Below are 12,574 nucleotides of genomic sequence, written 5' to 3' on the forward strand. Positions count from 1 at the left end.
CTAATTAGGTAAAAGGTACTGTATGGATAAGGGGACGACATATAATGTATAGATTGTCCTTACATGCTGTCTGGTTGCTTGGTTAATGGCTAATCAGCAGATTGTCCGGATCACGAATCAGAAGGAAAGGTGGCTCCGATATGCAACTGCCTCCGGTGGAGTTTAATTTCGTATCCATATTGGCGTTCGTTATCGTTTTTGGTTTACTTGTATTTTTTCATGAGTTGGGACACTTTTTACTAGCGAAACGAGCAGGAATTTTATGCCGTGAATTCGCTTTAGGTATGGGTCCGAAAATTTTTAGCTATAAGAAGAATGAAACGGAGTACACGGTCCGATTGTTACCAATTGGTGGTATGGTTCGTATGGCCGGTGAAGATCCCGAGCTGGAAGTACTTCGCTCGCATATGGATGTGGGCCTCGAGTTTAATGAGGCTAATCAAATCAGTAAGATCTATACAGATCGGAATAAGTTTCCCATGCATGCAACGGTGGGAGCGTTAATGCGACATGATCTGGTGCACCACCTTAAAATGAGTATTGAAATTGCAGGAGATGTCATGGAATACGATGTACATCCAAAAGCCAACATGATTGTGGAAGGCAAGGAAGTACAGATAGCTCCTTATGATCGACAATTTCAAGGAAAAACAGTTGGGCAGCGGTTCTGGGCCATTTTTGCAGGTCCAGCAGCTAACTTTATTCTAGCTTTTGTTGCGTTTATGGTTGGTGCCATGTTGTTTGGTGCACCAAGTGATAAAGCATTAATTGGTGAAGTTATGCCCGGTGGTCCTGCTTACGAGGCCGGACTACAAATGGGAGACAAGATTCTTGCTATCGATGGTACACCGTTAAAAGACTGGGATCACATGGTAAGTATCCTAGGAGCTTCTGCTAATAAAAAGCTAGAAATGAAAATTGAGCGTGATGGAAGCCAAATGGTAGTTCCAGTGCAATTAGGTGAAAAAGGGCTACTAAACGTCTACCAAGGTACGGAAAAATCACTCTGGTTGTCAATGAAGGCTGGTTATGATCAAACAGCCAGATTTACCGGAATGATATTCTCCAGTCTAGGCATGTTATTTACTGGTGAAGTAGGTGTTAAGGACTTGAGTGGTCCTGCCGGTATTTTTACCATGACGAGTCAAATGGCTCAAGGTGGACTATCCATGCTAATTACATGGACAGGGTTCTTGAGTATTAACTTAGGGATCTTCAACTTATTACCTATTCCTGCTTTGGATGGAGGCCGTTTGATCTTCATCGGAGTAGAGGCTGTGCGTGGCAAACCAATTGATCCACGTAAAGAAGGTATGGTTCATGTAATCGGTTTTGCTTTACTGATGATGTTAATTTTAATTGTTACCTGGAACGACATTCAGCGTTTATTATAAGGAAGAGCGACTGAAGGAAAGTATCATTAGACAAGGAAATATAAAGGGGAGTGCTTACATTGTTTAAGCGCGAGGAGACAAAACCAATTTTTGTAGGTGGAGTTCAAATCGGGGGACAAAAAAGCGTAGTCATTCAATCGATGACTACCACAGATACACGTGATGTGGAAGCAACTCTCGAACAGATTCAAAGACTGCATGACGTAGGGTGCCAAATCGTTCGTCTTGCTGTTATCAATGAAGATGCTGCTAAAGCAATTAAACAAATTAAGGAACGCTCACCATTGCCGTTGGTTGCCGATATTCATTTTGACCATCGCCTGGCATTAACAGCATTGGAAAGCGGTATTGATAAAATCCGGATTAACCCGGGAAATATTGGATCTAAGGAAAAGACCAAAAGAGTGGTTGAAGCCTGCAAAGAGCGTAATGTACCTATTCGAATCGGGGTTAACTCTGGTTCAGTAGAAAGACGTCTTTTAGAGAAATACGGCTATCCGAGTCCAGAGGCGATTGTGGAATCTGCGATGGACCATATTGAAATTCTTGAGGACCTTGATTTTACGGATATCGCAATCTCTCTGAAATCATCAGATGTACCTACTATGATTCAGACCTATTCTTTAATGGCTGAGAAACGCAACTATCCGTTGCACGTTGGGGTAACGGAGGCAGGAACTCAATTCTCTGGCGGTATCAAATCCTCGGTCGGTATTGGAACCGTGCTATCGATGGGAATTGGTGATACGATTCGTGTCTCTCTAACTGCTGATCCAGTTGAAGAGATCAAGGTTGCCAAACAGATTTTACGTAGTCTCGATATCGTTAATAATGATCCTATCGTAATTGCCTGCCCTTCTTGCGGTCGTTGTGCAATCGATCTAATCGGTCTTGCTACGAAGGTAGAAGACGCGATCAGTACATTGAAAAAGCCTCTGAAGGTAGCTGTCATGGGTTGTGCTGTTAACGGCCCAGGGGAAGCTCGTGAAGCTGACGTAGGTGTTGCGGGTGGTAATGGAGAAGGATTGATCTTCCGTAATGGTGAGATTATCCGTAAAGTAAAAGAAACAGAGTTATTTGAAGAGCTAATGAAAGAGATCCACTCCATAATGGACGAAAAATAGAGAGGTTTGCAAGATTAAAGGAGGAACTTGTGTGTTAAGGCAAAGTCAACTATTAATTCCAACTCTACGCGAAGTACCATCAGATGCAGAAATCGCCAGTCATAAACTATTACTTCGAGCTGGTTTGGCTAGACAACTGGCTTCTGGGGTTTATACGTTTATGCCGCTAGCCTTGCGTGTCCTCCAAAAGATTCAGGCGATCGTTCGCGATGAGATGAATAAAGCAAGTGCGCAGGAAATTTTAATGCCAACCATTCAACCAGCTGAAATCTGGGAAAAAAGTGGACGATGGGATCATTATGGACCAGAGTTAATGCGCTTGAATGACCGTCATGACCGTCGCTTTGCACTTGGACCAACCCATGAAGAGGTAGTAGCAACACTTGTAGCGAATGAAATCAATTCCTATAAAAAACTACCAATTAATTTATATCAAATTCAGAGCAAATTCCGTGATGAAGTACGTCCTCGTTTTGGACTTATTCGTTGCCGTGAATTTATTATGAAGGATGCTTATTCCTTTGATACAACACAAGAAGGATTAGATAAAAGCTTCAATAATATGTTCAATGCTTATCACCGTATTTTTACGCGTGTTGGATTGAAATATCGTGCTGTAGAAGCTGATGCTGGTTCTATCGGTGGTACTGGAACATATGAATTTATGGCATTGTGTGAAATCGGTGAAGATACGATTGCTTATTCCACTGACGGTGACTATGCTGCTAACCTGGAAAAAGCGGAAGTTGTATACGATGGACCTACTGCACATGATGTAGCAGCAACAATGGAAAAAATTCACACACCAAATATCCGCACCATTGAGCAATTGAAAGAAAGTCTGGGTGTAGAGGGGAAAGACATTGTCAAATCTCTTGGATATATGGTTGATGACAAGTTCGTCCTTGTTCTTCTTCTTGGAGATCACGAACTGAATGAAGTAAAATTAAAAAACATGTATGATGCAATTGATGTGCGCATGGCTACTGAGGCTGAAATCAGCGAAAAACTGGGTGCACCAGTTGGGTTTGTGGGCCCTGTAGGCGCTCAGGATAAAAAGATCGAAGTTGTAGCTGATAACTATGTACAGGAGTTTGCTACAGCTATCATTGGAGCTAACGAAATGGATTACCATTTCAAAAATGCTCAAATTGGCCGTGATTATCAAGTGGATCGCTTTGCTGATCTACGTAATATCATGGAAGGTGATAAATGCCCTCGTACACAAGCACCAATCGAATTTGCACGCGGTGTGGAAGTAGGTCACGTGTTCAAGCTAGGTACGAAATATGCAGAACCGCTTGGAGCCAAGTTCCTTGATGAAAATGGTCGTGAGCAAACCGTAATTATGGGTTGCTATGGAATCGGGGTTTCCCGCACATTAGCTGCTGTCATCGAACAAAATAATGATGACTTTGGAATCATCTGGCCTGCATCCGTTGCTCCATTCCATGTTCATGTGATTCCGATTAACGCAAAAGTGGATGCTCAGCGTGAAGCAGCGGAGCAAATTACAGCTACGCTAGAAGATGCTGGCATCGAAGTTCTGTATGATGATCGTGCTGAACGCGCTGGTGTTAAATTCAAGGACGCTGATCTGATTGGATTGCCACTTCGTATTACCGTTTCTGACAAATTGGAGCCAGGTACAGTAGAGGTTCGTGTTCGTCGTACAGGTGAAGCTACTGTAGTCGCTGTTAGTGACTTGGTAGCACATGTGAAAGAGCAGCTAAACAACCTGTAAAATTAGATCTCTCATTAGTAATCAATCTCCCGTAATAGGAGATGAATTACTTGTCTAAATAGCAGGAAAATCGTCAGTTTTTGGAGAAAACAAATAGAGGTACCCCAAAGTGCTGGGGTACCTTTCTATATGTGTAGGGATAGGTTTTATTCAAAAAATGATAGATATTACCTTTGGTTTAAGGTGCTCAAATGTCGTATGTTTATAGAGCGCAATCCTTGAGGTATGTATAACGAGAGGTGAAAAAATAGAGTGGATCTAGTGGCAGAACAAAAACAGAGATTCTCCTTGCTTCTTCAGCAATTGGAGGTACCTGCTGAAATGATCGACCGCTATTTTGCGGAAGGGTACATTGAGAAGCTAGAAGTGCATAAACAGACGAAAGAATGGGTTTTCTTTTTTACATTAGATAAAATGATGCCTGTAGATATATATCGCGCATTTACGAAACGCTTGAAGCAAACCTTTGCTCATTTAGCCAAAGTAGATGCGATTTTTCGCTATTCCCTTCAACCACCTGTTCATATCGTAGTTGAGGAATACTGGGATTATATGCTTCAAGATTCTGAAGCCAATCTGCAAACGTTGGCAGGAACCTTACGTACGGCAAGACTTGAAACAAAAGCAGACGAAGTAAAGCTGTATTTTCCTACAGATGTGACTGCTGAAATCATGAAAACCAAGAAAGCAGATCAGCAGATTGCCGATCAGTTATGGAAGATTGCCCAAGTACGTCCGCGCTTCTCTTTTCTAAGTGAAGAGAATGACGAAGCGATGAAGGCATTTATTGAACAAAGACAAGAGGAAGAGCGAGTTCTTGTTGAGAATGTGATGACGGCACAAGCACAAGCAGAGAAAGAGAAAAAAGGATCGGAAGTAGAAGCGATCACTAATGTAACGATTGGTTACGATATAAAAGAGGATGCAGTACCAATATCAGAGATTCAGGAAGAGGAACGTCGCATTACCATTCAGGGAATGGTCTTTAATGCGGAGCTACGTGAACTAAAAAGCGGTCGACACATTTTGACATTTAACGTAACCGATTATACGGATTCTCTGACAGTGAAGATCTTCTCTCGGGACAAAGAAGATGTTAGGTACCTAGAAGCAGTTAAAGACGGAATGTGGGTAAAAGCTCGAGGTAGTGTTCAGCATGACACGTTTTTACGTGAATTGGTCATGATGGCTAATGATATTAACCAGATTGAACAGCAGGGACGTAAAGACAAGTCGGAGGAAAAGCGTGTCGAATTACATGCACATACTCCAATGAGTATGCTAGACGGTGTTGTATCGGTAAAATCCTTGATTTCTACAGCAGCCAAATGGGGTCATAAGGCCGTAGCCATCACGGACCATGGCGTTGTGCAATCATTCCCGGAAGCGTATAGCGTAGCGAAAAAGAATAATATCAAATGTATACTTGGCTTGGAAGCATATGTCGTAGAGGATGGCATTAATATTGTTTATAATCTGGACCGTGGTGCGACTAACTATCAAATCGATAACGATACCCCTTATGTGGTTTTTGATACAGAGACAACTGGTTTAAATGCAAATGAACATACGATAATTGAGATTGCTGCCGTAAAAATGAAGGGTGGCGAAATCATTGAAGAATGGACAGAATTAATTGATCCTGAACTTCAGATTGGGCCTAAAACCACTGAAATTACGGGGATTACCAACGAAATGCTGCGAGGCAAGGATAAGCTAGACGTTGTCTTGCGACGATTTAAGGACTTTGCCGGTGATGCTATTCTAGTAGCGCATAACGCGGAATTTGACCAGGCATTTATTAATGCGTGTGCGATTCGAGTGGGCATGGAACCATGGAAGAATGCTTTCCTTGATACCTTACCACTTGCACGAATGCTGTACCCAGGAATGCGTACGTACCGATTAGGTTCACTTGCAAAACGGTTTAAGGTGGACTTAATTAACGCTCACCGAGCGTTAGATGATACCGTGGCGTTGGCGAAGCTTTTTCAGTTTATGTTAAAAGATATGAAAGAAGCTGAGATAGGTAGCTTGTCAGAATTAAATGAGCGAAGTAACGCACAGGCAGATTACAAGAGCTCTCGTCCTTTCCATGTAACTATCCTGGTTACGAATAAGGAAGGATTAAAAAATCTGTACAAACTGGTTACAATTTCGCACACTGAAACCTTTTTCCGTGTACCACGAATTATGCGAAGCCAGATCAATAAGTATCGGGAAGGCTTATTTATTGGTACAGCATGTAAAGAGGGTGAGCTTTTCCAAGGTATTCTTCGAGGAAAGCCGGAAAGTGAATTAGAGGATATTGCACGTTTTTATGATTATATTGAGCTACAACCATTACAACATTACAGACCACTTTTGCGGAATGAAACGATTCCTCACACCGATGTGGTAAAGACCTATCATGAGACTTTGCTTCGCATTGGGGAAAAGTTGGGGAAAACAGTCGTAGCAACAGGAGATGTGCATTTTCTTAACCCGCGGGATCATACGTTCCGAGAGGTGTTTTTGCTATCTAAAGGTGACCAGGATGCTAATGATCAACCTCCGCTTTACCTTATGACCACAGAAGAAATGCTAGATGCATTTGAATTCCTTGGTGCAGAAAAGGCGAAGGAAATTGTTGTTCATAATCCGAATAAGCTGGCTGATATGATTGAAGATGTGAATCCGATTCCGGATCAATTATATACCCCGATCATTGAGGGAGCCGATGATGAATTACGTGATATGTGTTATGCCAAAGCACGACGTATTTATGGTGAGACTCTTCCTGAAATAGTAGAAAAACGCTTGGAGAAAGAATTAACCAGTATTATCAAACACGGTTTCGGAGTTATTTATCTCATTTCGCAACGTCTGGTAACCAAATCACTCAACGATGGCTATCTGGTAGGTTCACGTGGTTCGGTAGGTTCTTCATTCGTAGCCACCATGTCAGACATTACCGAAGTTAATCCATTACCACCTCACTATGTGTGTCCAAGCTGTCAGCATAGCGAGTTTATCATGGACGGATCAATCGGTTCCGGTTTTGACTTACCTGATAAAAATTGTGAGGAATGTGGCGCGAGCTATACAAAAGATGGTCAAGATATTCCGTTTGAAACGTTCCTTGGATTTAAAGGGGATAAGGTTCCCGATATTGACTTGAACTTTTCTGGTGACTATCAGCCTCGCGCTCATAAATATACGCAAGAATTATTTGGTGTTGATAACGTGTTCCGTGCAGGTACAATCGGTACAGTTGCTGAGAAAACCGCGTATGGTTATGTAAGAAAATGGGCGGAAGAGCGTAAATTGATGCTCCGAGGAGCAGAAATCGCCCGTTTGGTTAACGGATGTACTGGTGTCAAGCGTACGACCGGTCAGCATCCAGGTGGAATTATCGTTTTACCTGATTACATGGAAATGGAAGATTTTTGTCCGATTCAGTTCCCGGCAGATGATGTGGATTCCGAATGGAGAACAACGCATTTTGATTTCCACTCCATCCATGATAATCTGCTAAAACTGGATATTCTGGGACACGACGATCCGACCGTCATCCGGATGCTACAGGATTTGACGGGTCTCGATCCGAAGAAAATTCCATTGGATGATCCGAAAACCATGTCAATCTTTAGCTCTACAGAGGCTTTGGGAGTTACAGCAGAACAGATCAGAACGAATATGGGTACATTGGGAATCCCAGAGTTTGGGACCAAGTTCGTTCGTCAGATGCTTGAAGATACAAAACCAACTACCTTTGCAGAATTGGTTCAGATTTCTGGTCTTTCTCATGGTACGGATGTATGGTTGAATAACGCCCAAGAGCTTATTCGAAACGGTACATGTAAACTGTCAGATGTTATCGGGTGTCGTGACGATATCATGGTATACCTGATTTATAAAGGATTAGAACCTTCTCTTGCCTTTAAGATCATGGAGTCAGTTCGTAAAGGTAAAGGAGTTAATGAAGAGGATCAGACTGAGATGCTACAGCATGATGTCCCCGAGTGGTATTTGGAATCATGTCAACGTATCAAGTACATGTTCCCGAAGGCGCATGCTACTGCTTATGTCATGATGGCGGTTCGTATTGCATATTGCAAGGTTCATCATCCGCTAGAGTATTATGCGACTTACTTCTCTGTACGGGCTGATGATTTCGATATCCCGTTAATGGTAAAAGGATCAGCAGCAATCATTCAGCGCATCGAAGAAATAGAAGAGAAGGGACATGATGCCCAACCAAAGGAAAAATCCTTGCTCACTGTTCTGGAGATGGCTTTGGAAATGATTGAACGTGGATTCACATTCCAAAATGTGGACCTGTATCGTTCCGATGCGACGAAGTTCCTGATTGACGGTAAGAGTTTATTAGCGCCATTTAATGCATTGCCAGGCCTAGGTACCAATGCGGCAATCAGTTTGGTAGAAGCAAGAGAAAAGGGAGAATTCTTGTCCAAAGAAGACCTGTTGAATCGTTCTAAGATTTCTAAGACCATACTTGAATATCTGGACGAACAAGGTGCGTTGCAGGGATTACCGGAGTCAAATCAATTGTCGTTGTTTTAGAGATAGGTGAGCCCTCTGCATGGATATCGTGCAGAGGGCTTTTTGTTGGAAATATGTTAGAATTAATCGAATAAATAATTGTCAGAAGACACATCCATCTAAATAGTTAGGAATTGCGTACAACTTTGTTTGTCCATATCCATATCTATTTCAATAAGAAATAATTGTAACATTGAGGTGAAATCCTTGAAACCTATTCGGTTAGGCATATATTCTGCGTTCTTTTTTGCCTTTACCTTTGTCCTGAATCGTTCCATGGAGCTATCAGGTGGCAACTTTGCATGGAGTGCCTCCCTACGCTATTTTTTTATGGTACCATTTCTGTTGGTCATCGTAATAATGCGAAAAAATCTCCGTCCCCTTTTGGCGGAAATAAAAAGAGAACCAGGTAAATGGATTCTTTGGAGCACAGTTGGATTTGGACTGTTTTATGCTCCGCTCTGCTTTGCTGCCGTGTATGGACCTGCATGGCTAATTGCAAGTACGTGGCAGATTACAATCATTTCGGGAGCACTTTTAGCTCCATTATTTTATGAAGTGAAAATGACAAAACAAGGTCCTTTGAACACGAGAGGAAAAATCTCTTTTTCAGGCTTGTCTATGTCCTTATTTATTTTAGCAGGGGTTATTCTGATGCAGATTGAACATGCTGGAAAAATTGGAATGGAAGAAATAGCCCTAGGATTTATACCAGTTGTCATTGCGTCATTTGCCTATCCCTTGGGTAATCGTAAAATGATGTACGTGGTACAGGGGAGGTTGGACACATACCAGAGGGTGTTAGGTATGACGATTGCCAGTTTGCCATTTTGGGTGATTTTAGCAGGCTATGCTTATTTTACAAGCGGTGCACCCAGCTTTGAACAAAGCTACCAATCAGCGTTGGTTGCCCTATTATCAGGTGTTTTTGCAACCGTGCTGTTTTTCAAGGCGACAGAAATGGTTCAAGGGAACATGAGTAAATTGGTAGCAGTAGAAGCGACTCAATCCATGGAGGTTTTGTTTGCGACAGCAGGAGAAATCATGCTCTTATCCGTTGCTCTGCCTGGCTTGTTATCTTGTATAGGAATCGCATTTGTTGTGGTTGGAATGGTTCTGCACAGCTATTTTACTGCGAAAATTACTGAGGAAAAAACTGGAGAGATTTCACCAACAACCATGTAGATTAACCGGTTACATTCAATGGGAATAATAGATTGACAGCCCCCAGTTGCTATGATCAAATGACCCAGTAGTTGTCAAGGATAACCGTGTTATGCTATAATTTTTTTGGAAATACTGGTTATACGTCGTTCGAGAGTGGGGAGACCCACTCTTTCTTCTTGGCTCCATGTAATAGCCGGATAGATATGAATGTAACACATTATGTGATACTGAGAGAATCCGGCTCCCACAGGTAGCCGGTTCTCTCATATAACAGTATGGAATTGTTTATCGGATGTATCAGAAGGTAGTAACTTCGTAGATGCACAACCTGATAGGCATGAAAAACATCCTCTAAGGAGGAACCCGCTTCATCGAAGAGACTTCATAAAGAGAAGTTTTTTTAAAAGGAGGTACTTGCTTGAGCAAGGTGGTAAAAATCGTAGAAGAGCTCCTCAATCCGATCATGGAAGAAACAGGATTGGAACTAGTGGAAATCGAATACAAGAAAGAAGGAAGCAACTGGTTCTTGCGCATCTTTATCGATAACGAAACAAGTAACATTGATATTGATGATTGTGGACTGGTTAGCGAAAAGCTGGGACAAAAATTGGATGAACTTGATCCGATCCCAACTGCATATTTCTTGGAAGTTTCTTCTCCAGGTGCGGAACGTCCGTTACGCAAGGAAAAGGATTACCATAAAGCTGTAGGCAAACACGTACACATCATTACGAAAGAACCTGTAGATGGTAATAACGTGTTTGAAGGCAAACTTACATCTTTTGAAGATGAGACACTTACAGTAGCAGAAAACAAAAAAACGTACACTATTAAACTGGAAGAAATTCGCGAAGCCCGTCTGGCTATCGTCTTTTAATTGAGGGGAGGACATCAATACCATGAATGCCGAGTTTATCGAGGCGCTGCATGATCTGGAAAAAGAAAAGGGTATCGACAAAGAGGTGTTAATCGAGGCGATTGAAGCAGCACTCATCTCTGGTTACAAGCGGAACTTCAATTCTGCTCAAAACGTACGTGTCGATGTAAACCGCCATACCGGTCAGGTTCGCGTATATGCTCGCAAAAGCGTCGTGGAGGACGTATTGGACTCCCGCATGGAAATATCTTTAGAAGCAGCGCAGGAAATTGATCCTAACTACCGCATCGAAGATATTGTTGAAATTGAAGTAACACCGCGTGATTTTGGGCGTATCGCTGCACAAACTGCTAAACAGGTAGTAACACAGCGTATCCGTGAAGCTGAACGCGGCTTGATTTACAGTGAATTTATTGATCGTGAAGAAGACATCGTAACTGGAATTGTGCAACGTCAAGATTCCCGTTTTTACTATGTTGATCTTGGAAAAGTAGAAGCGATCATGCCACTTACTGAAAAAATGCCTTCTGATGAATTTAAACCACAAGATCGGATGAAAGCATATATTATCAAAGTGGAAAAAACAACAAAGGGACCACAAATTGTGATCTCCCGCACACATCCGGGATTATTGAAGCGCCTCTTCGAATTAGAAGTGCCAGAGATCTATGATGGTGTAGTAGAAATCAAATCAGTTGCACGTGAAGCAGGAGATCGTTCCAAGATCGCTGTATATTCCGTTAACTCCGAAGTGGACCCAGTTGGTGCCTGTGTTGGGCCAAAAGGAATGCGTGTACAAACCATTGTAAACGAACTGAAGGGCGAGAAAATTGATATTGTTCGCTGGTCTGAAGATCCTGCTGAATACGTAGCGAATGCCCTTAGTCCTTCCAAGGTTGTGCACGTTGAAGTAAATGCTGAAGAGAAAATGACTCGTGTCATTGTACCAGATTACCAGCTTTCCCTTGCAATTGGAAAACGTGGTCAAAACGCACGATTAGCAGCGAAATTGACTGGGTGGAAAATTGACATCAAGAGCGAAAGCCAAGCAGAACAAGAGGGGATTTCCTATCCAAAAGCTTCTAATCAAGAGAATGCTGCGGATGTGGATGCACAATGAGAGTAAAGAAAGTTCCTTTACGTAAGTGTATCGTTTGTCAGGAAATGTATCCTAAAAAAGAACTACTTCGTGTAGTACGAACTCCCGAGGATCAAATTTTGATTGATTTGAGTGGTAAGGCAGCGGGACGAGGTACTTATGTGTGTCAAAAAGAAAGTTGTCGCACGCCTGATACGTTTACTTCAGGGAAATGGAAAAAAGTATTGGAACGTGCCCTCAATACCAGCATTTCTCAGGAGCAATATGATGCTTTCCGTGAAAAATGGCTGGAGATGATGGGTAAATGAACCAAAAAGTTGCGCAACTCCTGGGGTTATCCATGCGAGCAGGCAAAGTATTGACAGGTGAAGGTCTCGTGATTAATGCGGTTCGTACAGGACAGGCAAAACTTGTCCTACTGGCATCAGATGCATCTGCTAACACGACCAAGAAAGTGTCCGACAAATGCCTGTATTACAAGGTTCCTTGTTATTCACTTTCGACCAGGTACGAACTTGGAAGTGCGATTGGTAAAGAGGCTCGGGTCTCAATCGCTATTGCAGACAGCAAGTTGGCAAAAAGCATCGAGAACCTACTCACACCTAATCCATAACAAGGGGTGAT

The 12,574-nt window shown here is 42.3% G+C and carries 9 protein-coding genes; all 9 read left to right on the forward strand.

What is annotated here, in order from left to right; all coding sequences use genetic code 11:
- Positions 1-140: 140 nt before the first annotated feature.
- Positions 141-1,394, forward strand: coding sequence for an RIP metalloprotease RseP (rseP, locus tag LM917_RS08495; protein ID WP_232697068.1), 1,254 nt, complete (start codon positions 141-143; stop codon positions 1,392-1,394).
- 59 nt (positions 1,395-1,453) lie between these two features.
- Positions 1,454-2,518: a flavodoxin-dependent (E)-4-hydroxy-3-methylbut-2-enyl-diphosphate synthase gene (gene ispG, locus LM917_RS08500; protein ID WP_232697069.1), complete on the forward strand. Its 1,065-nt coding sequence runs from the start codon at positions 1,454-1,456 to the stop codon at positions 2,516-2,518.
- A gap of 31 nt (positions 2,519-2,549) precedes the next feature.
- Positions 2,550-4,262, forward strand: a complete 1,713-nt coding sequence (locus LM917_RS08505; RefSeq protein WP_232697070.1) for a proline--tRNA ligase — start codon at positions 2,550-2,552, stop codon at positions 4,260-4,262.
- A gap of 252 nt (positions 4,263-4,514) precedes the next feature.
- Positions 4,515-8,828 carry a PolC-type DNA polymerase III gene (locus LM917_RS08510; protein WP_232697071.1) on the forward strand — a complete coding sequence of 1,438 codons (4,314 nt, stop codon included), beginning with the start codon at positions 4,515-4,517 and terminating at the stop codon, positions 8,826-8,828.
- Between the two features lie 186 nt (positions 8,829-9,014).
- Entirely contained in the window at positions 9,015-9,992 is a 978-nt protein-coding gene (locus LM917_RS08515; protein ID WP_232697072.1) for a DMT family transporter, read from the forward strand.
- 400 nt (positions 9,993-10,392) lie between these two features.
- Positions 10,393-10,851 carry a ribosome maturation factor RimP gene (gene rimP / locus LM917_RS08520; RefSeq protein ID WP_232697073.1) on the forward strand — a complete coding sequence of 153 codons (459 nt, stop codon included), beginning with the start codon at positions 10,393-10,395 and terminating at the stop codon, positions 10,849-10,851.
- 22 nt (positions 10,852-10,873) lie between these two features.
- Complete coding sequence (gene nusA, locus LM917_RS08525) at positions 10,874-11,971, forward strand: transcription termination factor NusA (protein WP_232697074.1); 1,098 nt, start codon at positions 10,874-10,876, stop codon at positions 11,969-11,971.
- Positions 11,968-12,258, forward strand: a complete 291-nt coding sequence (gene rnpM / locus LM917_RS08530; protein ID WP_232697075.1) for an RNase P modulator RnpM — start codon at positions 11,968-11,970, stop codon at positions 12,256-12,258. The genes nusA and rnpM overlap by 4 nt, the downstream gene beginning before the upstream one ends.
- Complete coding sequence (locus LM917_RS08535; RefSeq protein WP_232697076.1) at positions 12,255-12,563, forward strand: YlxQ family RNA-binding protein; 309 nt, start codon at positions 12,255-12,257, stop codon at positions 12,561-12,563. The genes rnpM and LM917_RS08535 overlap by 4 nt, the downstream gene beginning before the upstream one ends.
- Positions 12,564-12,574 lie beyond the last annotated feature (11 nt).

The sequence above is a fragment of the Brevibacillus daliensis genome, assembly GCF_021245735.1.
GTDB lineage: Bacteria > Bacillota > Bacilli > Brevibacillales > Brevibacillaceae > Brevibacillus_B > Brevibacillus_B daliensis.